We start from the raw sequence: 24942 nt of genomic DNA on the forward strand, positions 1-24942 counted from the left end.
GCCAAAACGGGAGGGATGGACGATGAGCCACAGGTACGAGTCGAACGTGCGGGGCTACCTGCAGCGGGCGACGCCACAGGAGTGGGCAGTCATGGAGGATCGGGAGCAGACGGTCGTGGAGCTCGCGTCGCAGATCCGCGAGATGGTCGAGCAGACGGAGAACCAGTTGCTTGGGCAGACGTCTTCGAATCCGGACTACTTGCAGGAAGTGGGTCGGCGGAACCAGGCGAAGCGGACCGCGGAGGAGATCGCGCTGAACCAGGTGCTGTACGAGGCGTACCCAGCGGAGGTGGATCCGGAGGACGACGGGGACGAGCCGCCGACGGAGCCGCCGCTGCGGCCGCTGTGGGAGGACTCCCGGCAGCTCCCGCGGTCGCTGGGCCAGGTGCCGACGCCGGAGCTGTTGGCGCGGCTGCTGGAGACGGAGCGGAAGTTCTGGGGGACCGAACCGGCGTGGATCGTTCCGCCGATGGATCTGGAGCGCGTGCCGATGCCGCCGACGCTGATCGACTCGAGCCGACCCGCGGAGACGTGGGCGGAAGTGGAGGCGTACTTCGCGGAGCAGGCACCGATCGCGGCGTTCGTGCGATCGCTGACTTGGGAGCAGTGGGCAGCGATCGAGCCGGTGCTCTTCCGGGCGACGGACTCGGATCCGGATCAACTCGACTGGAGCGAACTGTTCAGCGCGGTGCGGCAGGAGCTGCACCGAGGGACGCTGCAAGCAGCGCTTCAGCAGTAGTTTTCCGCGTCGAGTCGTCGGCACAACTCGCCCCGTCCGGGCCGAAAGCCCGGTATGCGGCGAACGTCGCGGCGATCCGCCTCGCGTTCCAGCTGCGGGACGAAGAGCGGGCCGCGACCCCAGCCGAGCAGCAGCTCCTGGCACGGTACTCCGGTTGGGGTGCCGTGCCAGGCGTGTTTAATCCCGTCGACGGGGTCTGGGGCGATGAGTACACGGAGTTGCGTGAGCTTCTCAGCCAAGATGCGTGGGCGCAAGCGCGTCGCACGACCTTGAATGCGCACTTTACCTCGCCGGAATTCACGACGGCCATGTGGGATGGATTGCGTGAGCTCGGCTTCGACAACGGGCGGGTGCTCGAGCCTGGATCCGGGCTCGGCACGTTCATCGGCACCGCGCCCGACGGGGTTCGCATGACGGGCGTGGAGCTCGATGCGACCACCGCGCTCATCAGTCGCTTGCTGCAGCCGCAGGCAGAGATCCGCACAGCGAGTTTCGCGGATGTGCGATTCCCTGATGGCTACTTCGATGCGACGATCGGCAACGTTCCCTTCGGCCAGGTGAAGCTGCGCGACGCGCTCCACAATCCTGGCCGCGCGCTGTCGCTGCACAATCACTTCCTCGCCAAGTCCTTGCACCTGACCCGCCCGGGTGGCATGGTTGTGGCGCTCACGAGCCGCCACACGCTCGATGCCGCCGACGATTCCGCCAGGCGTCGTCTCTATGAGCTCGGAGACCTGGTGGGCGCGGTCCGCCTCCCCGAGCGAGCGCACAAGGAGTTGGCCGGGACCGACGTCATCACCGACGTGCTCGTGTTCCGCCGCCGCGAGGAGGGCACCGAACGCGGAGACGCGCGCTGGCTGACCGTGGCCGACATCGACACCGAGGGAGACGTGCCGGTGGTGATGAACCGGTACTTCCACGCGCACCCCGAGCACGTCCTCGGTCACGTGTCCGCGGACATCGGCCGCTTCGGCCCGGAGCTGCGAGTCGTGGCCGAGAACGCGTCGGACGCGGCCCCGCTGCGGGAGGCGCTGTCCGGCATCGCCCGGACGGCGGTCATGGCCGGTCACGGCATGACCGCCCGGACACCGGACGCGGACATGAGCGCGGACACGGCCATGACCGACGATCTGACCGCAGCCCCAGAAGGAACGTGGGAGGGCACGCTCGTTGAGCAGGATGGCCGATTCTTCGAGGTGACCGGTGGTCACCTCGCCCCGGTCAAAGTGGCCAAGGGCGCGCTGACCGAGGTGCGCAGCCTCGTGGCCATGCGGGACCTGTCCCGCGAGCTGGTGACCCTCGAAGCAGAAACACTGGAGGACACCGCGGAGCTGGCCGAGCTCCGCGCCGAGCTGCGGACCACGTACGAGTCGCACCTGGCCGCGTACGGTCCAGTGAACCGCATCAAGCTCATCGAGCTCAAGAGCGTCGACCCGGACACGGGTGAGCCGCGCGTGCAGCGCCGGACGCCTCCCGCGACGCGCGCGTTCCGGCAAGACCCGGGAGCGGCGCTCGTGTTCGCGCTCGAGAACTACGACGAGCAGGAACAACGTGCCACGCCCGCGGGCTTGTTGCTTGGACGTGTTCGCGCCCCGCGTCCGGTGGTCACGAGCGTGGACACGCCCGCGGACGCGGTGGCCGTAAGCCTTGACCGGCATGGCCGCATCGACGTGGGGACGATAGCCGGCCTTTTGGGCGTCGGCGAGGAGTCAGCGCGCTCGCAGCTCGACGGCCTCGCGTTTGAGGATCCCGCGGACAACGTGCTGCAGCCCCGGGCGGAGTACCTGTCCGGGAACGTCCGCACCAAGCTGCGTGAGGCGAGAGCTGCCGCGTTGGGGGAGCCGCGCTTCCAGATCAACGTCGCGGCGCTTGAGCGCGTGCAACCAACCCCGCTCGGCGTTGAGGACGTCTACCCGCAGGTCGGGGCGTCATGGATTGACTCGGAAACGTTCCAGGAGTTCCTGCAGGCGCACTCCAATGACCGGAACGCGCGTGTGGAGCGACTGGGGGCCTCCGAGTGGCGCGTCACGGGAGCCACGTTCGGTGTCGCGAACACCGACGAGTACGGCACGGCTCGTCGCCCGTTCGGCAAGCTCTTCGGCTCGCTCCTCAACATGAGCGAAATCAAAGTCACGGACCGAGACCCAGACGGGCGCGAGATCCCGAACCCAGAAGAGACCGCAGCCGCACTGGAGAAGGCCGACGAGATCCGCGAGAAGTTCCAGGACTGGGTGTTCGATGACCCGGAACGTGCTTCCCGGCTCCTGGCGATCTACAACGAGCGGTTCAACGCGATCGCGCTGCGGGACTACTCCACAGAAGGGCAGGCGCTGCAGCTGCCTGGCTTGGCGGAGACGTTCACACCGCATCCGCATCAGCGGGCTGCGGTCGCTCGCATGATCGCGGAGCCCACGGTCGGGCTCTTCCATGAGGTCGGGGCTGGCAAGACCGCCGAGATGGTGATTGGCACCATGGAGCTGCGCCGCCTCGGGTTCGTGACCAAACCCGTCGTCGTGGTGCCGAACCACATGCTCGAGCAGTTCTCCCGCGAATGGCTCCAGCTCTACCCGTCAGCGCGCGTCCTCGCCGCCGAGTCGGGAGACGTGACGAAGGAGAACAGGCGCAAGTTCGTCGCGCGAGCGGTCACGAACCCGTGGGACGCGATCATCATGACCCGCACCGCGTTCAAGGGCATCCCCGTCTCGCCCGAGTGGGAAGACACCTACAGCCGCCGCGAGCTCGCCGTGCAGTCTTCCTACCTCGACCGTGCCGTCGAGTCCGGGTCCATGACGATCAAGGAAGCCGAAGACGCCCGCAGCAAGCTCGAACAGGAGCTCGCGAAGAAGGATCCGCTTGTGCGTGATCTCGGTGTCGCGACGTTCGAGCAGATGGGCATCGACTACCTAGTGGTCGATGAGATGCATGACTTCAAGGGGCTCGCGATCGGCAGCAAACTCACGGGCGCGAACATCCCCGCCGTGTCGGGTCGCGCCACCGACCTGCACATGAAGATGGAGCTGCTGCGCGCTACCAGCGAGACGGGCCGTATCGCGACCGTGGCCACGGCCACGCCGCTCTCGAACTCGCTGGTCGAGGCGTACACGATGCAGCGCTACCTGCGCCCCGACCTGCTCGAGGAAGCAGGCGTGCACGACTTCGAGGCGTGGGCGGCGACCTTCGGGGAGCTGCACACGGAGATGGAAGTCGACGTCGCGGGTGGCATGAAGACGAAAACGCGTCTGAGTCGGTTCAAGAACCTGCCCGAAATGCTGCGCCTCTGGCGGGTCGCTGGCGACGTCAAGACCGCCGCGGACCTGAACCTCCCCACTCCCGAGCTCGCGCTCAACAGCAAGGGGCAGGCGCGCCCCGAGATGGTGATCGTCCCGGCCTCTCCCGCCGTGCGGGAGTACATCGGGGAGCTGCGCGTCCGCATCGACAAGCTCACCCGTGCAGATAAGAGCGACAACATGCTCCGCATCAGCTCCGACGGCCGCAAGGCCGCGCTGGACGCGGAACTCGTGGGCCTCTCCGACGACGGGGCCGAGACGAAGATCGACCGCGCCGTGGAGAACATCGCCCGCATCTACCAGGACAACGCCGGGAACTCGTACGCGGATCCCGACACTGGGAACGAGGCAGCGCACAAGGGTGCGCTGCAGATCGTGTTCCTGGACCTGGGCACGCCGAACAAGGACCGCGGCTGGTCCGTGTACGAGAAGATGCGCGACCGGCTCGCGGCCGCGGGCGTGCCCCGGTCGGAGATCGCGTTCGTCCAGGACGCGAAGGGCAGCGCCAAGAAGGCGGCACTCTTCAAGGCTGCCCGCGACGGGCAGGTGTCGGTGCTGTTCGGGTCGACGGAGACGATGGGCGTCGGCACCAACGTGCAGCGCCGCGCGATCGCGCTCCACGACATCGACTGCCCCTGGCGCCCATCCGACCTGCAGCAGCGGGCCGGACGCATCATGCGCCAGGGCAACCAGAACGACGTCGTGCAGCACTACCGGTACGCGACGTCCCACTCCTTCGACGCGTTCATGTGGCAGAAGCAGGAGCAGAAGGGGCGCTTCATCGCGCAAGCCATGCGTGGGGATGCTCGCGTGCGAGACCTCGAGGACATCGGCACCGCCGAGCTTGAAGCGGGCGAAGCGAAGGCGCTGGCCACGGGGAACCCGAAGCTCGTGCAGCACGCGCAACTGCGCACCGACGTGACGAAGCTCCGCCGCCTCGAGCGAGCACACGCCCAATCCCAAGCAACGCTGCGCATGACTGTCGACAACGCGCGAGCACGCGTCTCCCGGCTCGAGCGGGAGATCGAGCAGTTGGAAGCAGCCTTGCCTCACATGCGCGAGCTCGACGGCGATCGCTTCAGCATGACTCTCGGGCGAGGCACCTTCTCGAAGCGCACCGAGGCAGGGCAGCAACTCGTGCGGCTCTTCCATCGCGGCGGGATCCCACAGGGACGTGGCGGATACAGCGCGTCATCCGCGCGCGCTGCCGTGGGGGAGCTCAGCGGTATGACCGTGCTCGCATCCCAGGGCCGCGACTACGGGCAACGCCTCGTGTACCTGGAGCTGCAGGACGTTCCCGGCAGCGAAGTCTCCGTCGACGCGGAGCGGTTCCTGCAGAGCCCGGAAGGCGCGGTCACCCGTCTCGCGAACCGCGTTGCCGCGATCCCTGCAGGGCTGGCCGAGCGACGCCTCGACCGGGACGAGAAGCACCGAGTCGCCACAGAAGCCAAGGAACGCATCGGCTTGCCCTTCCGCCGAGCTGACGAGCTCCGCGACAAGTGGGCCGCGTTCCAAGCCCTGAACAAGGAACTCGCCCGCGAAGCAGCCCGCCCCAAGACTCCCGAAGAGCGTCCCGCTCGCCCGGTCGACATCCACGCCGACCACACCCACACCAGACCCGTCAGCGGCCCCGCTGGCGCGTCCATCTGAAAGGAACCCTCATGAGCCGTCGATACCGCAAAGCGGTCGAACAGTACCTCACCACCCACGCACCCACAGCCCTCAAGCGGTCGAACGATCCGAAGCAGCTCATCAACACGTACGCCGCAGAGATCGCTGACGCGGTGAGAGACGACGTGGACTTCGTGGCGGTGAACAACCTCGAGCGACCCACGCGCGAACTGCGTACCCGCGTCGAGCGTGTCGTGTTCCCCGTCATCATGACGCGCGTCGCGCCACCCGAGCTCGAGAAGGCCAAGGGCATCGTGGAAGCCGAGACCTTCTACATCGCGCTCTCCGACACCATCACCAGCGTTCCGACGCCGATGCGGTTGCGCGCGATGGAGGCCTACGACACGTTCCGGTGGGACACGAACCAGCCCGTGTTCCTCGTGAGCGGCGAGGTCGCGACCTCTCGGGAGCAGATCGACCAGGACCACCAGCTGCAGCGAGCGGCACTGCAGCAGTTGCGGCAACTCGACGGGCAGAGCCTCGCCGACACGGAGGACTTGATCACAGCGGCCCTCGGCCCGGACGGGGCGAAAGGGCCGTGGGGGTCCGCGACGTGGGCCGGGACGGTTCGTGTCATGACGCAGGAGATCGCTGCAGGGACCTTCGAGACGCCATCGACTCCGCCGCAGCTCGTGCGCTCGGAACTCGAGCAAGCCGGTGAATCGGAGATGTACGCCGGTCGCAACGAGGTAGGCGACCGCTTCCGGCTCCGCACCCACCTCTACAACCTCGCAAACCCAGGCCAAGAGATAGCCGAGCGTATGCCGGAGGCGCTGCGGGCGACAACAGCCGCGACCCTGGACTACGACTTCGTGCAATACACCGTGCAGACCTTCCAACGCGACGCGGATCCCGCAACGCGAGCTGCCGTGTCCGTGCTGCAAACGATCCGCCCAGAGCGCGTGGAGCAGCTTCGCGACCTGATCCGGTACGAGCACGTCGCGCCGGGAGCTGACCACCAGCGACTGTCCACAGCAAAACTCCTGGAATCGATCAAGGAGGAAATCGACGGGAACACCTTCACGGCCCCCAGTCAACGTCCGCACACGCCCGCCTTCGGGGACCACCACGGTCACCTCGACAACGACGAGCGGGACGAATACTGGGAACGAGCTGCAGTCGACTACGCGCGTGACGTGTTCCGTGCCGACGCCTACGAGCGCAGCACGGCCAGACCCAACGACATCCACGCGACAGCAAGCATTCCGCGCCCAGCATCGTCCGCGGCCGTCGCCGCCCCAGGCCTCTGAGAGAGACGCGCATGATCACCAAAGCCAACGCCGCGGTCGGACGCACAGTTCGCAGCTACTTCACCGACGGCCCCGCCGTCGACGGATTCGAGGACGTCGAAGACCAGGAGAACTTCCTGCACCACGTCGCGTGGAGCGCCACCCGAGAGATGCGCGCACACGCCGTCGAATACGTGGCACGTCGAGGCCAGACCGGAGACCTCAAGGACGTGAAGCGCAGCGCTGGACGCCGCGCACTGCGTCTCGCCGTCCCCATCTGGCTCGAGTCCCGCTACCCGAGGCACGACCTGGCCCGCACAGCGCTCCCCGCGCAGTTACGGCAGTCCGAGCGCGAGGGAGGCATGCCCACCGAGCAACTGCTCCACTTGCGCCACGAGCTCCGCCTGGAACAGTTCACGCACAACGAGCAGATCCTGCGAACGTTGCCGCCCGCGAACACATTCGGAGCTCGTCCCGGCCCGTACGCGATTGGCAAACGCGAAATGGAAGCCGTGACGCTCGACTGGCTGGACGCCGCCCACCAGGCGGAGGTCACTTCCGTGCGGCTCCTCAGCGCGCTCGACACGCACCAGATCTCGGACCTCGGTGGACTCGTGCGCTTCTCGAGCGGCCTCGCCCGAACCGAGAGCGCGCCCTGGTCGACGTACGCGCACGTCCTGCAGGAAGAACGCGCGCGAGGTAGCCTCGCCGCCTACCTCGTCTCTCGGATTCCGGAAGTCGCGCCCGTGACCCCCACCGTGAAGGCGCTGTCGGACGAGTTCCGCGCGTACGCGCACAACACCAGCCTTTCGCGGCTCGCGCTCGTCAACAACAACGAACGCATTGAGCGCCGAGAAGCGGCACAGGTGGAAACGATGAACAACGCTCGTGGATACGGCATTCTTCAGTTCGAGCTCAACGGACCCGCTCGCTCCATCGCCATGGGTACCAAGCTGCTGCGAGGAGACGAGGCCGAATCGGACCGTCTCCGCGACGTTCTCCGTACGCCGTTCGCTCGAGCAGAAGAGCTGAGGCAAGCGACGAGAGGCCTCGACCTCCACAAGCTCGCTAAAGCGTCGGCGGGCATTCGGTTCCGAAGCGATGCGCGGTCACCCGTGCCCGCACCCGCTACTGGACACGCAGGAGCGTCGTTGTAGTCGTTGTGTGAGCGCATGCGCCGGCGGCGCGATCGCCAGTGCGATCGCACAACTACACGCGGCCCCGAAACCACCCTGGTTTCGGGGCCGCGTTGTCGATGGCCTGCGAATGTCGGTGCAGACTCCTACAGTGTCGTCATGGACACTCAGGGGGCATCGTTGATCACATGGTCTTCGCTGCGATGGGCGAGCGGACGCGCCACCGTCATGGCGGGCACGCTGCTCGCTGCCCTGGCCCTGCTGGCGTGGCTGGTCGGTGGGACCGTGGTCGACGTGCTGCGAGACACACTTGGATGGTGGCTCGCCGGATTCGGCGCGGCCGCGCTCGTGTGTGCAGTCGTGACCGAGATTGCGATGTGGTGGATGCGCGGCGGATCCCGGTGGGGGTACTTCGCGAGCGACGAAGCCAAACTCGACTACCTCGAGTCCGTCATGCGGCTCTGCCCCTCGGATGCCAGGCTTGTGCGGGTGGGACGCCTCGACGGGGCGTACCCAACGGGCTCGCGCTGCGCCGTGAAGGACGTGGACGGGGACGAGTCATCATCGTGGTTCGCGGAGGCATGGCCCACGCGGGGAGACGTACTCCTCGTGCGAGGCGCATACGGTCACGGACACCACTGGGGAGACTCCAACGTGCTCTACGTGAACGAAGTCCTCACGCGCCTCCCGTCCTGGGTCTGGGGAGCGCTCCGGCGCAGCGCGCGCCGGGAGGCCCGGGAGGCCCGGCAATGGCAGCGCGCCGAACGGCGTGAGCAGGAAGAACTTGCCAGGGACGCGAAGTACGCAGTCCAGATCCCAGAAGCTGCACCCATACCGGGTGCGGACTTCACGGAGAGGGACGCACCGCGAGTGGAGTTCGCCCCAACCGAGCACGATGAAACCAGACCTTGGCCCGCCGTGCAGTTCTGTCCGACCCTGGCTCTCATTCCGGAGGTCGAACCATCGTCAGACAGGCCCTGGCTCCGGGGGCGGCCGCTCTCTTGAGTCCGCGTATCGGCAGCAGGCGAAGGGGCGGACGGGGCTGGTTCCGTGCGGACGTTTGGCGGCGACCAGTAGGGATGCGCGCACCCTCCGGCGCTGTCGAGGACGAACGCGACACTCTGCTCAGCGCGGGTTACACCGACGTAGAGCTTCGCTGCCGATAATTCCTCAAGCGGTTCGCCCTTTTGCAGTAGCTTCCGCATTTTCTCTGTGGGAAGGATCAGTATGCGTTCTCGCGTCAGGCCCTTTGCGGTGCCAAAGGTGAGGAAGTCGAGGTGGCTGTGTGTCGTGGCTGATCTGCTGTCCCATCGCAGTGGTTGGGGGCGAATTGCTTCATGTACGCGTCAACGTCTTCGGTGCGGACAAGGAACACGCGGTCGTGGTCAGTACGCGGGTGTTCCGCGAGCGTGTCCGTTTGAACCCCCACTCGTTAGAGAAGAGGTCGTCGGAGAGCGCAGCAAGTTCGGGGTGGCACCGCCACGTCTCGTGCCGCTGGGTGATCGTCGACCGTTGTTTGTGTTCCCCTGCCGCCCACGAACGCATTCGGGTCTCGCCCGGGCTCCTACGCGATCGGCAAGCGGGAGACACCGGTGCAGACGCCGGATTGGCTGGATGCTGCCTATCAGTCGGAACTCGCGAGCGTGCGACTCCTGCGCGACCTCGACGCACATCAGTGTTCAGACCTCTACGGTCTCGTGCGCTTCTCCAGCAGCCTCGACCTGCCTGAAACCGCACCCTGGTCGACGTACGCGCACGTTCTGCAGGAAGAACGCGCGCGAGGTGGCCTCGCCGCCTACCTCGTCTCTCGGATTCCGGAAGTCGCGCCCGTGACCCCCGCCGTGAAGGCACTGTCCGATGAGTTCCGCGCCTACGCGCACAACACCAGCCTCTCCCGGCTCGCGCTCGTCAACAACAACAACCGCATCGAGCACCAAGAAGCGGCAGAGCGGACACGATGAACAACGCTCGCGGATACGGCATCCTCCAGTTCGAGCTCAACGGGCCGGCCCGCTCCATCGCCATGGGCAACAAACTGCGCCGCCAAGACGAGGCAGAGTCAGGCCGCCTCAGCGACGTCCTCCGGACTCCGTTCGCGCGAGCAGAGGAGCTGCGGCAAGCGACGAGAGGCCCCGATCTCCACAGGTTCGCCAAAGCGTCGACGGGCATTCGTTTTCGGAACGAGCCGCGGGCGCCCGTGCCCGCGACTGACCAGGCGGGAGCATTCGTGTATTGGTAGGAGGAATGAATGTGCAGAAACGCTACTGGGTCCAGTTGAACATGGGCACGGGGCCTGAATACTTACGTCGCTTCGGCCCGCTTTCTCACAGCGAGTCACATCTCGGCGAGTAAGAAGGATCCGGTGCTGACTAGACGCTCAGCCTTCACGTTTTCATGTCGGGATCATCAGCGGATAACCCTTCGGGGTCAAGCCGTGATTTCGAAGTCCTCTTTCGACTTGCTTTCGACGGTTTCCGTCGCGAGACTGGTCATGGGGAGGGATTCCTTAGATCCCGGCCCGTTGATTAGTCGGCGCAGAGCTCTTGCGGAACGGAAACCGGATAGGGGGGCCACGCGACGAATGTCACTGGCTGAGGAAGCAGTACCGTCAAGCAAATCCAACGCAATCTGCAGTCTGGTTTGGCGAAGCCTCGTCCCCGCCGCGGCTCCGGTGTGCTCGAAGATTCGGTGCAGCTGGGACTTGGAACAATTCAAGGCAAGGGCGAGTTCTGTTGTCGAGAAATCTGGGTCGCGGGCGTTAGCGGAAATCAGTTGTGCTGCCCTCTCGAACATCGGGTGGCGCGCCTGACTGGGGGAAATGGGCAGCAGCGGTGTGCTCGATGCGGCAAAGATGAGATGCTCTATGCCCTTTTTCCAAGATTTATAGGACTCCTCGCGGCCTTCGCTGCTCGGCCGTTCGTTGAGCGAGGCCATCACGCCAGCTTGCAGGATCGGCCAGTATGCCCCTTCCGCGGTCGATACTGCAGTGGAAATGAGCGCTTCCCAACGCGTTCCAGCGAAGCGCGCCGACGGCACGCCAAAAAAGAGACGCGCGTGGCTTTTTTCGGATGAGATTGTGACTGGATCGGCCGGACCGTGGACGTAGAAGTCTCCAGGCGCCAGAACTCGGCTCAGGATTCGAGACTGCAAGTGAACAGTTCCAGTGAGAATGAAGGTCATGAAGGTGAGTCCCGGCGCGCAGGCGCCGGGATTCACAGTAAGTCTCATGGGGGAGTTCCATAGGCGACCCAGCGTGAACGTTGGTGACCAGATGATGTCGGCGTATACGCGAACGTCTTTGCTTAGGGGCTCCGCGGACCATCCCTGGTCGGCTAGCCATGCCAAGGCCTCAGTGCCTTGGAGCATGGTGTTGAATTCGGAACGCACAAGCTTCCTTCGGGGTGGGGAGATGGAAACTAAACCAGAGAGGGGGGAGAGGCAGCGCGTGACGTGGGGAGCGCCCAGCTGTCAGAGAAATCTTCGCTGATCGACGAGTTGGATGCGGCCTCTTTGGGAAAAAACTGCAGATTTTTGAATGATTTTGGATGTTTTGGCCCAGATCAGTACCACATTTGCACGTAGATGGCAATCCTAGCGGCGTGATGGGCTCGTGAGCAGTAGTGTGCTGGCTGCAGGCGTGCCTCGCCGGGGGCGGTTGTCTGGGGTCATTATTCAAGATTGGGTGTCATCATTCCGTATCCGCTCTTTGCGCATGGCCGACTGACTTGGTCTGCGGACGTGGCAATTTTCGCGCCGGGGATGCGTGAGATTGAGACCTCAGTGTTGAGTCTTCAACTCCGGGTGGGGCCCTCAGCTTCAGCTGTAAAGATGAATTCGAAGTGGGATGACGGCGTCGGGATTGTGGTTGCTGGAGACGGGACCAACGCCGGTCGCTCCATTGGGCCCCGGAGCTGGTTTCGGCTTCTGTCAAGAACGTCGCCAACTATGGGGAACGAAAGTGCAGTGATGCTCGTCCAGTGGCGACATGAATCCCCTGGCGTTGCGCTTGAGTCCATCACGAAGGAAGATCAGGGTAGTGTGCTGCCCTCAGAGTGGGCAGCGCTGGTTTCTACCGTGATGGCTTCGTTCGACGTCGTGCTGCCTGTCGGAGATGGCCGCGAGCATTGGGAGATCTCGATCCTCGAACTCACGAAGTCAGCGTTGTTGTCGAGTAACAGATCCGGGCGTGGATAGCTAGGCTTCTCGTCGAGCTTCTGCCCTACTCTGGCGGGGCGTCGGGGGCGGCGGTTAGGTGGCGTTAGTTTGCCGTGCGTGTGCCGATGGTCCTCGTCTTCTGTCCAAGTTTGCGTGTCCGAAGCGCCGGGAAGCTTCTCGAGATGTACCGTCGCCGTCCGAAAAGAGATTCTCTGACACGGGAAGCGAGCAAAGGCCGGTCCTCTGCGGGATGTCGGGGGAGAATGCCGAAGACCACGGGCCGCCCGGAGTACGGCGTCGTAGTGGCTCCCGTGGGAGATCTCGGACCGTCCAAGTGGCTCGAGCATCAGGCTGCACGCTGGTTCGGCTTCTTCGCGCAGCCCACTTCAGGTGAGACCTGGTAGCCAACGCGAACGCGAAGATCCCATGACGGCGTTCACTGGAGGCTCGCTCGACGAGTGCGATCGGCCGATTGCACCGAGCGAGGGGGGAGATCCGACACGGTGCCAGGGTGAGCGACACGATGATGTCGCGATTCTGTCATCTCTGGTCTGTGCCCAGGGCTGGAATCCGCGCGAGTTTCCCGCGTCGCACGTATTCCAGCCCCGTAGGCCGGGGTAACCGCTACCAGGTTAGTTTCACTGTGGCCACAGGCAAGGGCGGAAGGGAATCTGTTGCCGAGTAGGTGCCGATTGCGCCAGGTAGCGTGGCCGCACCCTTGATAAAGCTCGACCCGGCACCACCGCCCGACCCGACAGTGTTGCCTGGGTTGTTGACTGGATCTGGCCTCCACGCTGAGCCGCCGCCGCCGCCGGTGTAACCGCCGCCGCCGCCGCCGCCACCACCCGCAAACTGTCCGTTGGAGCCACCGACGCCGCCGTTACCGGCGGGCGCGTTACCTCCGGTCTGACCGCTCTGGCCGTTGCTCGACACCTGGCCTCCGACTCCTCCGGTCGCGCCTCCTCCGAGACCGCCGGACGTGGTCTGGTTGCCGATGCGGCCACCCGTTCCGCCCCCAGCGTTCAGCTGTCCGCTACCCCCGGTACCGGCGGCTGTGGGCGTGACGCTGCCGCTGCCGTTCGCGCCGCCGCCGCCACCGCCAGCGACCACCAGTAGGGTCGATCCGATTCGTATGGCGCTGGAGCCGCCCCCATCGCCTCCGTCCCGAACTCCCGAGCGCAGACCGCCGGCTCCCCCGAAGCTCCAGCCACTGCTCGCGCTTGCACCCGTGGTTCCACGACCTTGACCCCGGCCCCCCACCCAGTATTCGAGGACGTGCGGGGTGGGGGATGCAACGAGAGTAATTGTGCCTCTGATGATCGCGCCGCTTCCCGCATAGCCACCGGCGTCGCCACCACCACCACCAATTAGCGCGTAGTCGATCTTGGTGACGCAGCCTGGAATCTGGACGGTCCGTGCGATGTTGCCCGTGGAGCGCGTCGAGTTCTCAAACGATCCGTGCTCGTTGCAAGTACTGGCAGCAGCGAATGGAGTGCTGACAGCACTTGCGATGACTGGCACAGTCCATGCTGCCCCAGTAACGAGAGTGCGGCGCCCAACTCGTGCCGTCGAGTTCCTGATACTCGTGTGCTCGTGGTTCTCTTCCTGCATGTTGCTCCTCGGATCCTAGTCGTGCCCGCGCGGTCCATCCGAAAACGATCAATCAGCGTTCTTGCGCGGGAAGCCGTCGATTCAAGCTAGGTCGCAGGCGTACGTGGATAGGCGATTCTGGGACGTATACGCACCTTTTCGGCCTCTTCTTGCCGGAGGCGGAGATGTCGAGCTGCCCTGGTGCCGGACTACGGGCGAGGTCGATTCCACACCGGCCCCTTCATCGGTACAACTCCAGTTTCGGACGGCCGCGGCTGTGTGCCTTGCAGACGAGTCATGCCCGATCTGAGCGGGGGCAGCTGTGGCGAAAAGTCCCGGCTTCTCACAACTCTGTTCCAGGGTCCGCCTCGAATGCCGCTGATCTCGGGGGTATGTGTTTCTCTAGTTCCCGGGCCAGCAGCCGGTCGTGCATCTGGGGAGTTCACGACTTCTCCTCGCGACGCTTAGCCGTTGCGATATCGCTCGCTGTGTCCCGCCCCTCGTGGAAGGTTCCCCCTTCACGAGGGGCATTTCATTGTCTGAGTCGATCCGGTCGCTCCTGCAGGTCTTGGTATCGACTGGATCGGGTCAACGGTCGCTGTATTTGCTAGGGCAGGGGTCCTGGGGGTCGCGGGCTGGCGCTTTGAAGTGGGCAGCAGCGTGGTTGGACCGCCTGAAAGGCTGGCGACACTCATGGCACAAACGTTCCCTCGACCGCGTGCAAACGTGGAGTACACCGCTCGTGTTCCCTGCGTCCGGACGTGATCGGATGGAGCCCGAGGTGAGCAGACGGCAAGCGCCTCTGGCGCGTGTAATGGCTCCCCGCCGCCCCTGGATATGTGAGGTGCGGCGAGCAGATAGAACGGAACAGTCTCAAGGCGAAGCGCTTTCGGGGCTCCGCTCGATCGTCGGGGCGGAGAACGGGCCAGCGCTGAATCCTGCGCTTTGTTGGACCTCGATCTGATCCAGCTGGGTCAGTGCTGGTGACCATGTATCTGGGGAGTTGGATCCCCCATGCGGCCAGTACTCACGTCTTGAGTTCGGATGACCCTCGTGGCCCTTGGTCCAAGACCGCGCGGTTGACGTGAGCGGCATGGACATCGACGGGTCGCGCGCCAACGCCTCGGTGTTGTCGCGTTTCCAGAGCACGTTCCTGGTTCTCTCTGGTCGACGTACCCGCGTCAATCAGACGCTCACGGGTAACGCGTTCAGCGTGGATCATGTCGAGCCTGCGTAGCGCTGGCATCGAGGCCTTCGTCGCTTCACGTTCGAGCCCGCGTGCTTCGTTCACCTGGACCTGGAGGGCATCGATGTCCGCAAACTCCGGTCCCTCGCAGCGGCGCTTGTCTGCGTTCGCGTCGTTGCGGGTCTGACGGAGCTGCCGCAGCTCGACTTCGAGGCGGTCGGCAGTGTCCTTGATGGCCTGCAGCTCCGCGTGCGTGTGCGCCGGGAGGATCTGCGCCTCGGCGGCGTCGAGGTCGAGCAGGTGCCCCGCGGGCCGCTGCTGCCAAGGCGCGGGCGCAAAGACACCTTCGCGGGCCGAGATCCCGAGCTCGCGGTGCAGCGCCCGGTAGTTGTCGTGCAGGTTGGCTTCGAGGTCGCCGCGGCGCAGCGACTCCACGAGCTGCCGTTCCGCGGTGGCGTCGTCGCTCGCGACGAGGAATGCTTCATTGACGCGTTTCCCGCGGGTGAGCCCGACGTAGAGGCCGGCGGCGTCGACGCCGGGGCCGACGATGGAGCCGTGGACGGTTTCGCCCTGGATGCCGTGGATCGTGGATGCGTAGGCGAGGGCGAGCTTGTCGGCCGCGTAGTCCGCGTCGACCGTGGTGGTGAGTCCCTTCTGATCGACGGACTCGAGGAGCAGCTTCCCGGACAGTGTCTTCTTGCGGACGGTCCACACCTGACGGTTCTCTACGTTCTGGTCGCTGTCGTTCTGCCGGGTTTGCACGACGTCGCCCGCGTAGATGACCGACCCGTCCGTGGTGCTGGACAGGACCTTGCCGGTTACCTGTCCGCGGACGATGCGTTCTTCTTGGATGAGGTCGTTGAGGGTGACCGCTTCCTCGTTCGTGGCCACACACAACGCGGCCCGGTCCTTGTGTCCGGCCAACTCTAGGTAGCGGTCACGCATGGCCGCGTGCAGCTCGGTCATGTTGGCCGCTGTCCGGACGTGACCTGTGGTCACGAGCTCGTGCGCCACCGCGTCCGGCCCGTCGCCTGACCGCATGCGCAGCGTCAGGTCCGCGTAGGCCGTGTCCGTCTCGCCGTCTCCGGTGCGGAAGCGGTGCACGGATTCGAGATCGACGTGCGTGTCCGCGTAGCGCTGGCCGAGCGCCATCGCCCCGGTGTGGCCGACCGGGTTCACCTGGGCGGGATCCCCGACGAGCGCGATCCCGGCGCCCGTCTCGGCAGTCACCTGGAGCAGCGCGTGCATGGTGTGGAGGTCGACCATGCCCGCCTCGTCCACGACGATGCGCGTCTTCCGGCCAACGACGGCGCTGTCCTTCGGTCCCCGGTAGGCGTGGCCGTCTTTGGACATGGGGTCTTTCTGGCCGATGGCCAGGCGCTGCCAGACTGGCCGTCCCGTGTCTTTGTCCGCGCTCCACCGGAACCCGTACTGGAACAGCAGCGCGTGCAGGCTGGTCGCGTCAGCTCCCGTCTCGCGTCCGGCCACGGACGACGCCTTCTTCGTCGGCGCGACGATGAGCACCTTCCGGCCCTGGCCGGACAGGGACGCCCTGGCCACCTTCAGCATGGTCGTCTTGCCCGCACCCGCGGGGCCGATGACCGTGACCAGGCGCGACGAACCAGCGATCGCGCACGCTGCCGCGGTCTGCTGCTCGTCCAGGCCGTGCTCGCCGCCGATCTTCGTGTTGCTGGCGAGCTGGGCGATGAGGTGCGTCGCCACGTTCTTCCCGCGCTTCGCCTGCGCCCGCATGCCCTCATCGACGTCGCGCTTCAGCGCGGCGGTTTCGGCCAGCATGTACCGGCCAACCCCACCCGGCACGTCGATGGTGTCCGCTGCCAAATCGATCAGGTAGTGGCCGCGTGCCCGGTCGAGGGCAGCGTCCACCGCGGACGCGAGCACGTCGCGATCGCCGGTGGACACGACGCGAGCGACCGCGCGGACCGCGCCCGCGCGCAGCGTGAAGTCCGAGAACCGGCCACTTGACGAGGTGGACCGGGAGTCGGCGTCCGCGATGGCCAGCCTGGCCACGCGGTCAATGTCCGCCCCGGACACGCGGACAGCCCGGTCAGTGACCGGGGGAGTGACCGGCTTCCCCTGCTTCAGCAGGGCCGGGTCGAGGTCAGTGAGCTCGCGGCGGACACTGTCCGCCCAATCCTCCTCGGACACCATGTCCGGCTTCTCGGGACGTCCGACCGCCCACGCGCGCCGATCAATGGCCATCTCGTCATTGACCGTCGGCTCCTGTCCGGGGTGGTCAGCCTGCCACTCGGCCAGGAAGCGGGCCTTGGCCGCTTCGATCTGGTTTGACCGCTTCGAGAACGCCCGGACAAGATGCTGGAGCTGCGAGATCTCACCCGTGGCCGGGTCGATCGTGAAGCCCTTGGCCGCGAGCGTGGCCACCCATTCGGTGTCCGTGGCCGCGGCCAGCTGGCCTTCGGCGTTGACAAGGGTTTGAAAGCGCAGCATTGTCCGGGAGTCGAGGTTTGACCAGCGGCCATCCTGGCCGAGGACACGGGCGTTCAACCACATGTGGGTGTGGGCGTGCGGGTCGAGGGAGCGGGAGCGGGCGTGCTTCAGCTCGACGACCTCGATCTGCGCGAGGTCCATGCTGATGCGGCCTTGCGCGCCGCGGCGCGAGTTCAGCTCCGTGCGCCACATGTCGATCGTGCGATAGCGGATCCGCTCCTGCAGAGCGTCGAACGCGGCAGCGATCTCCGGGTCCAGCAGTGCCGCGAGCGACAGCGTTTTCGGTGCGTTCACGGTCGCATCGAACAGCAGATCCGCATCTGGGCCCTGCATCTGGTAGCCGCGGTGCACGCCCGTGGCCGGGTCGCTGCCCGCGACCCACGCTTTCAGCTGCTCCACGCCCAGCTCGTCGGCGGCGATGCCCGCTTCGGTGGCGGTGAAGCGGGTCACGGTCGATCCCGCGTGGGCATACCCGATCGCGGCGTCGACCGACGCGAGCCGATCGGCTCGAGCGCCGTCGCAGACGCCGTCGAAGGCGTAGTGGACCGCGGCTCGCAGGCCATGGCCTGCGACGCCCCGCTTCCATCTCGCTACTCCGCCGCGCACGCACTGAGCGTAGCCCACACTAAAAGTGCCTGCGTGCCCTACATCCCTTCTCTCTTCGTGTCCGTCACCTTCCCTCCTCCTAGTTCCCTCGTCCTCTTCACTCCTTCCTCCCTGATTTCGTCGTTCCTCGTTCTCTCTCGTCGTTCCCATTCGTTCGCTGCTCTTGCTTCCTGGTGTCCTCTCCGCGTGACTTTGACCGTTCATGTCTCGACGTGAATCGAGGCGGTTCGGGCGTCGGTGACGCGTTCCGACCGAGTCGACGCATAGGAGGGGAGGGAGAGCGCAGGGCTCGTCCTCCGGGAACGCCCAGCGCCGACCCGGGAATACCGTCGGGCGCGGCAATGCGGCCCGGCGAGGAGAGGTCAGTCGTGACACGCACGAACCGCACCGCAGCGAACGAGCTCCGCAAGCTCGACCAGCAGTGGGCAGCCGAGGAACATCAGGCGCTCGTCGCCTGGTTCACGAGATACCCGGACACGGCCGCAGGGGAGCTTCTCGAGCTCAAGGGATACCTGTCCACCCTCGACCTCCGGTCGGTCCGCCGCTAGACAACGCTGACCGGAAACCGATCAGGCGGACACTGGACATGTCCGGCAACGAGGTCGGACGCGCTCACAGGACCGAGGACTGACCGGGACCGGTCGCTGACCGGGCCAAGAGCTGTGGCCGGACACTCGATAAAGCACCGCCAGTGTCCGGCCACGGCCACACGCGACCCGCTCAGCTACGGCCGGTCATGCGGATAGTCGGGCGCAAGCGTTTTCACGTCGGACGAGTAGCACCCATGCGGCGGTGCGCATGCCTGTAGGCAGAGTTCAGGGCGGCGTTCGTTCGTAGCCAGCTGTTGTCTTGGAGCGGCTGTTGACCCTTAGGGACTCGCTGTGCGCGAAAATCGTCCAAATTGCACCGCTCAGACTGCTATCGTGACGCCATGATCCTTCTGAGCTTCACCGTGCGCAACCACAGGAGCATTCGAGATCAGCTCACGCTGGACCTCGTCAAGCCGTCGTTCCGAACTCTGCAGCCCAAGGATGGGGACTGGGCGAGCGCTGCCTACCCGGTCGCGGGGATCTTCGGCGGGAACGCAACGGGGAAGTCCGCCTTGCTGGATGCGCTGAAGTATGTGCAGACCGCCATCCGGTACACCTCCACTCAGTGGCAAGACGAGCCACAAATGCCGCGCCTGCCATTCGCTTTGAATGGCACTGCGAAGACGTCGTCCAGTACCTACGAACTCGATTTCGTCCACGAGGGTCGGCGACACTTCTACTTCTTCGAAGTGGACGCCCGAGGCATCGTCCGGGAGTCGTTGCAAGACATCCCCACTACTCGGCGACGCACGCTTTTGGTCCGCACTCGCGACGAAGGCGACGGCGGGAGGGACGTCCGAACTCACAGCACCATCAAGGGTCTCGGAGGAGTGTCAGACCGCGAACTGGCCCTTAGCCGCGCACACGTGCTCCGCCTTCCCAAACTCTTCGAAATCGCGGCGGACCTGATCGAGCACCTGGACTTCGTCCTTGTGTCAACCACGCATCGCGAGGGACGGCTGCGGAGCATCGCCGAGTCCCTCGGGGATGGCGGGATCACCTTCGCTGACCTGGAGGCGCTTCTCCAAGTCGCCGACATCGGAGTCACGAAGATCGGACTCGAAGAGCGCGAGTACCCCTTCGACGTTCGGGAGCTTTCGAAGGCGATCGCGAAGCTCATGCGGGACCGCAACGGCTCCGCAGCCGATGAGAATGCAGTTGCCCCAGAAGACGAGGACCAGTCCGCTGACCTCGATGAGGAAGAATCAGAGGCCGTTATCCGGAGCTTGGTCTTCAAGCATCGAGGAAGCGACCCAGACAGCCGACCGTTCTCGATCAGCGAGGAGAGCGACGGAACCATCGCTTGGCTCGCCATCGCCGTTCCCGCTCTGGAGACACTCCGGCAGGGCGGCGTCTTGTGCGTCGACGAGATCGACGCAAGCCTGCACCCTCACCTCTTGGATCTCCTCTTGGGTGCGTTCGCGGATCCCCGTATCAACATCAAGCACGCACAGATCATCTTCACGAGCCATGAATCTTACGTACTCTCCCCACTGAGTGAGACAAACCTCGAGCCCGAACAGGTTTGGTTCACGGACAAGAGCGCTGACGGCGCAACGGAGCTGTCTTGCCTCGCAGATTTCCCGCGGCACTCAGACGCCAACGTGGCTCGGCGCTACCTGACCGGGCGCTACGGCGGAACGCCAAGGCTCTCTCCGTCTGTCTTCACCCGGCTCGTGACGCAAAACTCTACGGACGCGTGATGCCACGTCAACGAGGTGGCTCAACCCAGCGCAAGCCCCGACCTGGCAGGACCGACGTTCAACGCATCCTCGTGGTCACGGAGGGTACGGCCACCGAACCCGAGTATTTGGAGCAGCTAGCTTCACACCTGCGAAGCCCGAACACTACAACTCATGTCAAAACGGTCCCCGTGGGACGCGACCCGTTGACCGTCGTTCGGAAATGCATCAAGCTCAAAGAAGAGTTCTCAGATTCAGGCAAAGCCTACGATCACCACGTCTGTCTCGTAGATGTCGACGAACACCAGACATTAGCGGCCGCGTGCGAGCTCGCTGAGCGGGAGTCGATAGAAATGTACATCTGCAACCTCAAGTTTGAGGTTTGGCTCAGATGGCACAAGGAAGACAAGCGCTCCGTCCTGAGTACTCGCCAGCTCGACGCGCTCATGATTCGGCTCGAACTCGCCAACGACAAGCGCCTGCTTCCCAAGTTTCCCTTCGAAGGCGTGGATCAAGCTTGCCGCATCGCGAGACAAGTCGACCCAGATCTCGCGTCGCGCCGGATCGGCCCCAATCCCTCATCAGCGATGCCACTGCTCATCGACCTGATGAAAGGCTAAGCCAGCGTTCGAATCGCATGGGCTGATTTTTGCGAGGATTTTTGGACATGCCAGGACGTGGTAATCCGCGATCCAGTCCATATCGATTCGATGTGCATCGCGCGAATCACATCTGCGTCACCCTCTACGCGGATCTCTAGTAGTACCGACGCATTCATGACTGGCTCGCTTTCATCCTCATAAACGGACCTATGCCTGATTCTCGCTGAGCTAGACTTTGGCTTCCCCCCACCACCTCGAAAACTCGAGCGCACGGTGACTACCGCTCCGGGAACATCACCACCTCGGACAGTCAGGCAGCCTCCCCTTGGAGGCGTGGGATCGCTCGGAGCGCAGCGGAGAGCGATCGCGCGGCAACCCAGCCGCAGGCTGGCTCTCGGGAACCGTGCCCTACGCGCTAAGAGCTGGGGTGAGCTCGTTCAAGACCTTGCGTGTCCCAAGAGACCCCACGGTCGCGTTGCTCGCGCGCGAACTCCGCCCACTCTCGTTCGGGGCGTGCGATCGGCATGCTGCGACGCCACTGACGACGGATCCTGGCCGACCCATCATGTCGACGCACAAGCCAAGCGATGAGCAGCACCCAATTGAGAGTGATGATCCCCATCCACCACCACAGGCTCTCCGAGAACGCCATCGTTCCGGGGCTCTGGATGTACTCGTTCGCCCAGAACCGTGACAAGACGAACGTCGCGATGAGGGACTGGCCGAGCCAGAAGGTGCACAGCCACAGGGCTGTGATGAGGATGGCGGGCATCCACGCGAACGGGTTGAACAGGACAGCGCTGATACGGAACGGGTAGCGGATCCAAGGCATGTCCGCACGCTAGCGGCGACCACGGACATTCGTGAATGGAACTTCCTGAATTCGTGCGCATTTCGTGCGCAAACGGTCGGCTTCTCGTCAATGGGTGGTGAACATGTTCGCTAATCGAGAGGATGCACATGCCGTCTACAGGAGGGCTGGCCGCGGCCGCGGCCGCCGTCTGTGGGGCAGGTCTGCTCATACTGACCGCCCCCGTGGCACACGCCACCGCATCAGAATCACCGCCCGAATCCAGCATCACCATCGACGCACCCGACCTGGGCACAGACAACCCGCAACCCATCGAGACCACCGACCCAGGCGAGACCACCGACCCTGAGCCATCCACGGACCCGGTCGAGACCACGGATCCAGTTGAGACGACAGATCCCGTCGAGCCGGCGACGCCCAGCGTGCCCGGAGGCAGCGGGACCGGGTCATCGCCCATCCTCGCGGTTCCTGAGCAGGCTGCTCCTGCAGGACAGCCCGAGGAGGGCACCTGGAGCGATGACACGGATTCGTCGTCCAGCTCCGAAACCGCGGACACGTCGGGATCGGCGTCGCTCGCAAAGACCGGCAGCGACGACACCCTCACGGGCGTCGGTCTCGCCGGACTGCTCGCGGTTGCCGCGGGTGTCACCACCAAACTTGTTCGTTCAGCTCGGAGGGAAGCATGACAGTCAACATCGGCGCACGTATGCGTGCCATTCTCGCGGGGACAGGAGCCGTCGCAATCGCGGCAGGTCTCCTCGTCGCATCCGCACCAGCCGCACAGGCGGCAACTCACGGCCACGGCATCCGCGCCGGGGACCGCGGGCACATCGGCTCTTACCTGACCGAGAGCGGCGAGTACGTGCTCTGTGGTGAGGAAGAGAACGAGGTCTGGCCAGGCGTTGGCGAGAGCGTGCAGGAAGAGACCGTCTCGACCTGGAAGCAGGCTTCCGGCGACACGCTCGCTCAGGTGAACTGGGCCATCGACCAGTTCGCGAACACCGATGACTACTCCGCAGCTGCCGCGCAGCTGTTCATCTGGTCGGCCATCGACCCCGGAACGTTCGCCTCCAAGGGTGGCGTGACCGGGTACACCTCCCTCATGGGCGACGCCGGAACCACGGTCGAGCAGTACTTCAACAACATCACCGACGCATCCGCAGCGGTCACCGCAGCGACCGCACCCGTCGAAGGATCAGTTGAGTTCGTTGAGGGCTCGACGCCCGCGACCGGCACGGTCACCGCCAAGGCGACCGGCGCTTCCTCCGGCACGCTGACCCTTACCGGTGCAACGTTCGAGGACGGCAGCTCGAGCAAGACGGTCAACCTGGGCGAGACGTATAAGTACACGGCACCTGTCGCCGCTCCCGGTGCATCCACGTCGTTCTCCGGAACAGTTGCGGGCACCGTCAAGGGCTACCCGGCAGAGGTCTCCGTCTGGGGCGTCGCTGACCGCGGCGACGCACAGAAGACGCTCCTCGGTGCAGGGCCCAAGGAGTTCCCATGGGAGTTCTCGGGTCAGGCGCGCGTAGATGTGCCGCTGCCGCCCGTCCCGACGATCACGACCAAGGCCATCGCCTCGGTCACGGTTGGTGACGACGCGCACGACGTCGCGATCGTGAAGGGCGAAGTCCAGGCTGGCTCGAAGATCACGTTCGAAGCGTTCATCCAGAAGAAGGGCGAAAAGCTCGTCTGCGACGACACCAACAAGGTGTTCGACACGAAGAACTCGCCCATCGAGATCTCCAAGGCCGGTGAGTACACGTCCGGCAAGTACACGACCAAGGAGGTCGGCAACCTCAACTGGATCGAGACGCTGCGCGACCCGTCCGGCAAGGTCATCGGCAAGGGTGAGTGCGGAACTCCGAACGAAACCACCGTCGTCAAGCCCCTCCCGACCATCACCACCAAGGCCATCCCGTCCGTGACCGTGGGCGACAAGGCGCACGACGTCGCAATCGTGACCGGCGAGGTCAAGAAGGGCTCGACCATCACGTTCGAGGCCTTCATCCAGAAGACCGGCGAAAAGCTCGTCTGCGAGGACGCCAACAAGGTGTTCGACACCAAGGGCTCGCCCATCGAGATCTCCAAGGCTGGCGAGTACACCTCGGAGGAGTACGTGACGGCTACGGTCGGTAACCTCAACTGGATCGAGACGCTGCGCGACCCGTCCGGCAAGGTCATCGGCAAGGGCGACTGTGGAGCTCCGAACGAGACCACCGTCGTGAACCCGCTCCCGCCCGTGCCGACCACGCCGCCAGCAGCGACGACGCCTCCTGCGCCGTCGACTCCTCCGGTAGCAACGCCTCCGCTGGCAACGACGGGTGCTGACGGCATGCTCCCGCTCGGACTCGGCACCGCAGGCGTGCTCCTCGCAGCCGCCGTGGCCCTCCTGATCACGCAGCGCGTCCGCGCAAAGCGTGAGCTCAAGACCACCGAGCAGATCGCGGAGTAGCCCACACCAGGTAGCAGCCGCTGCCTGAGCTGCGCGATGGCCCGTACCCACTTCTGGGTGCGGGCCATTGCGCACTGACACCGCTTCACGACTAGCAGATGAAGGAGTCGCATGCGCACGTCCGCTGCATCCCCAGATCGACTGCCCACGCGCCGGACGCTCCGCCTCGCGCGTCGACGTCGACAGCGCCTCACGAACGTCGCCTCGTTGGCCTTGATCGCGATGGGCGCCGCAGCGATCGCCGTGTCCGTCCTCGCCCCGGACCTCACCCAGCAGGCCGTCGGCCAGGTCAGACACGTGGCGCAGGCCGTGGAGCTCTACGCCGAGAGCACCGATCCGGTGGCCGGTCCCGCGCTGCCGACCGTGCGCCTGGGCGAGCTTGGCCCCGAAGCGCTCCTGGACGTGTGTGACGGCAGCTTCCCCGAGCTCGAGCAGTACCGGGTGGAAGCCACCCTGCAGCCGGTCTACGCCGCACACAACAACTGCGGTGGCGACATCGTCCTTCCCTGGCAGCTCGGCACGAACGTCACCGTTCAGCAGCAGGACGGAAGGACCGCAACGTATGTTGTCACCGACGCCCGCGACGTCGCCAAGCACGGCAGTACCACCGGCGATGTTGTTGGCCTCAGCGGCACGCTCCTGCTCCAGTCCTGCTACTGGGGACAGGACACGATGCGGTTCGTCGCGCTGACACCTGCATAAGCCCACAACGCCTCCAGACAGCGCTGCGCCCC

Annotated in this window: 18 protein-coding genes; 14 read left to right on the forward strand and 4 right to left on the reverse strand. The window is 65.2% G+C overall.

What is annotated here, in order from left to right; all coding sequences use genetic code 11:
• The 7 genes from C5B85_RS00005 to C5B85_RS00035 all read left to right on the forward strand — a co-directional run.
• Positions 1–739 (forward strand): hypothetical protein (locus C5B85_RS00005; RefSeq protein WP_219819314.1); only part of this gene is annotated, 739 nt, incomplete at its 5' end.
• Between the two features lie 173 nt (positions 740–912).
• Positions 913–5676 carry a helicase gene (locus C5B85_RS00010; protein ID WP_146077778.1) on the forward strand — a complete coding sequence of 1588 codons (4764 nt, stop codon included), beginning with the start codon at positions 913–915 and terminating at the stop codon, positions 5674–5676.
• Positions 5677–5687: 11 nt separating this feature from the next.
• The gene (locus tag C5B85_RS00015; RefSeq protein WP_104284043.1) at positions 5688–6947 is read left to right on the forward strand and encodes a hypothetical protein; all 1260 of its coding nucleotides are present in this window, start codon (positions 5688–5690) and stop codon (positions 6945–6947) included.
• Positions 6948–6958: 11 nt separating this feature from the next.
• A complete protein-coding gene (locus C5B85_RS00020; RefSeq protein ID WP_104284044.1) occupies positions 6959–8083 on the forward strand; it encodes a hypothetical protein in 1125 nt (374 codons plus the stop codon).
• A 138-nt stretch (positions 8084–8221) separates the two neighbouring features.
• Positions 8222–9067, forward strand: coding sequence for a hypothetical protein (locus C5B85_RS00025; RefSeq protein WP_146077779.1), 846 nt, complete (start codon positions 8222–8224; stop codon positions 9065–9067).
• A gap of 587 nt (positions 9068–9654) precedes the next feature.
• Complete coding sequence (locus C5B85_RS00030) at positions 9655–10023, forward strand: hypothetical protein (protein ID WP_104284046.1); 369 nt, start codon at positions 9655–9657, stop codon at positions 10021–10023.
• Positions 10020–10301, forward strand: coding sequence for a hypothetical protein (locus C5B85_RS00035; protein ID WP_104284047.1), 282 nt, complete (start codon positions 10020–10022; stop codon positions 10299–10301). The genes C5B85_RS00030 and C5B85_RS00035 overlap by 4 nt, the downstream gene beginning before the upstream one ends.
• A 188-nt stretch (positions 10302–10489) precedes the next feature.
• Here the strand turns inward: C5B85_RS00035 and C5B85_RS00040 are convergent, their stop codons facing one another.
• Complete coding sequence (locus C5B85_RS00040; RefSeq protein ID WP_146077780.1) at positions 10490–11242, reverse strand: AraC family transcriptional regulator; 753 nt, start codon at positions 11240–11242, stop codon at positions 10490–10492.
• A gap of 1238 nt (positions 11243–12480) precedes the next feature.
• Between C5B85_RS00040 and C5B85_RS19025 the strand changes: the two genes are divergently transcribed.
• Complete coding sequence (locus tag C5B85_RS19025; protein WP_181064197.1) at positions 12481–12621, forward strand: hypothetical protein; 141 nt, start codon at positions 12481–12483, stop codon at positions 12619–12621.
• A gap of 220 nt (positions 12622–12841) precedes the next feature.
• Here C5B85_RS19025 and C5B85_RS19030 read toward each other — a convergent pair whose 3' ends face one another.
• Positions 12842–13327 carry a hypothetical protein gene (locus C5B85_RS19030; protein ID WP_181064198.1) on the reverse strand — a complete coding sequence of 162 codons (486 nt, stop codon included), beginning with the start codon at positions 13325–13327 and terminating at the stop codon, positions 12842–12844.
• Between the two features lie 1507 nt (positions 13328–14834).
• A complete protein-coding gene (locus tag C5B85_RS00055; RefSeq protein ID WP_181064199.1) occupies positions 14835–18068 on the reverse strand; it encodes an AAA family ATPase in 3234 nt (1077 codons plus the stop codon).
• Positions 18069–18436: 368 nt separating this feature from the next.
• On the opposite strand from C5B85_RS00055, the gene C5B85_RS00060 reads away from it, so the two are divergent.
• The 3 genes from C5B85_RS00060 (at position 18437) to C5B85_RS00070 (ending at position 20960) form a co-directional block, all read left to right on the forward strand.
• Positions 18437–18616, forward strand: coding sequence for a hypothetical protein (locus C5B85_RS00060; protein WP_104284051.1), 180 nt, complete (start codon positions 18437–18439; stop codon positions 18614–18616).
• 383 nt (positions 18617–18999) lie between these two features.
• On the forward strand, positions 19000–20361 hold the full coding sequence (locus tag C5B85_RS00065) for an ATP/GTP-binding protein (protein ID WP_104284052.1): 1362 nt from the start codon (positions 19000–19002) through the stop codon (positions 20359–20361).
• Positions 20361–20960: an RloB family protein gene (locus C5B85_RS00070; RefSeq protein ID WP_104284053.1), complete on the forward strand. Its 600-nt coding sequence runs from the start codon at positions 20361–20363 to the stop codon at positions 20958–20960. The genes C5B85_RS00065 and C5B85_RS00070 overlap by 1 nt, the downstream gene beginning before the upstream one ends.
• Before the next feature lie 397 nt (positions 20961–21357).
• Here the strand turns inward: C5B85_RS00070 and C5B85_RS00075 are convergent, their stop codons facing one another.
• Entirely contained in the window at positions 21358–21774 is a 417-nt protein-coding gene (locus C5B85_RS00075; protein ID WP_104284054.1) for a hypothetical protein, read from the reverse strand.
• Positions 21775–21902: 128 nt separating this feature from the next.
• Between C5B85_RS00075 and C5B85_RS19035 the strand changes: the two genes are divergently transcribed.
• The 3 genes from C5B85_RS19035 (at position 21903) to C5B85_RS00090 (ending at position 24910) form a co-directional block, all read left to right on the forward strand.
• A complete protein-coding gene (locus C5B85_RS19035) occupies positions 21903–22439 on the forward strand; it encodes a hypothetical protein (RefSeq protein ID WP_181064201.1) in 537 nt (178 codons plus the stop codon).
• Complete coding sequence (locus C5B85_RS00085) at positions 22436–24208, forward strand: hypothetical protein (RefSeq protein WP_104284055.1); 1773 nt, start codon at positions 22436–22438, stop codon at positions 24206–24208. Before C5B85_RS19035 ends, C5B85_RS00085 begins: the two co-directional genes overlap by 4 nt.
• A 111-nt stretch (positions 24209–24319) precedes the next feature.
• On the forward strand, positions 24320–24910 hold the full coding sequence (locus C5B85_RS00090) for a hypothetical protein (protein WP_104284056.1): 591 nt from the start codon (positions 24320–24322) through the stop codon (positions 24908–24910).
• Positions 24911–24942 lie beyond the last annotated feature (32 nt).

It is taken from the genome of Pseudoclavibacter sp. AY1F1, assembly GCF_002931075.1.
GTDB lineage: Bacteria > Actinomycetota > Actinomycetes > Actinomycetales > Microbacteriaceae > Pseudoclavibacter.

Excerpts from the sequence above, each read along its gene's own strand:
- C5B85_RS00075 (WP_104284054.1), bottom strand. The coding sequence starts at position 21,774 with ATGCCTTGGATCCGCTACCCGTTCCGTATCAGCGCTGTCCTGTTCAAC.
- C5B85_RS00040 (WP_146077780.1), bottom strand. The coding sequence starts at position 11,242 with ATGACCTTCATTCTCACTGGAACTGTTCACTTGCAGTCTCGAATCCTG.
- C5B85_RS00065 (WP_104284052.1), top strand. The coding sequence starts at position 19,000 with ATGATCCTTCTGAGCTTCACCGTGCGCAACCACAGGAGCATTCGAGAT.
- C5B85_RS19035 (WP_181064201.1), top strand. The coding sequence starts at position 21,903 with ATGCCGTCTACAGGAGGGCTGGCCGCGGCCGCGGCCGCCGTCTGTGGG.
- C5B85_RS00090 (WP_104284056.1), top strand. The coding sequence starts at position 24,320 with ATGCGCACGTCCGCTGCATCCCCAGATCGACTGCCCACGCGCCGGACG.
- C5B85_RS19025 (WP_181064197.1), top strand. The coding sequence starts at position 12,481 with ATGCCGAAGACCACGGGCCGCCCGGAGTACGGCGTCGTAGTGGCTCCC.
- C5B85_RS00015 (WP_104284043.1), top strand. The coding sequence starts at position 5,688 with ATGAGCCGTCGATACCGCAAAGCGGTCGAACAGTACCTCACCACCCAC.
- C5B85_RS00085 (WP_104284055.1), top strand. The coding sequence starts at position 22,436 with ATGACAGTCAACATCGGCGCACGTATGCGTGCCATTCTCGCGGGGACA.
- C5B85_RS00035 (WP_104284047.1), top strand. The coding sequence starts at position 10,020 with ATGAACAACGCTCGCGGATACGGCATCCTCCAGTTCGAGCTCAACGGG.
- C5B85_RS00020 (WP_104284044.1), top strand. The coding sequence starts at position 6,959 with ATGATCACCAAAGCCAACGCCGCGGTCGGACGCACAGTTCGCAGCTAC.
- C5B85_RS00070 (WP_104284053.1), top strand. The coding sequence starts at position 20,361 with ATGCCACGTCAACGAGGTGGCTCAACCCAGCGCAAGCCCCGACCTGGC.
- C5B85_RS00025 (WP_146077779.1), top strand. The coding sequence starts at position 8,222 with ATGGACACTCAGGGGGCATCGTTGATCACATGGTCTTCGCTGCGATGG.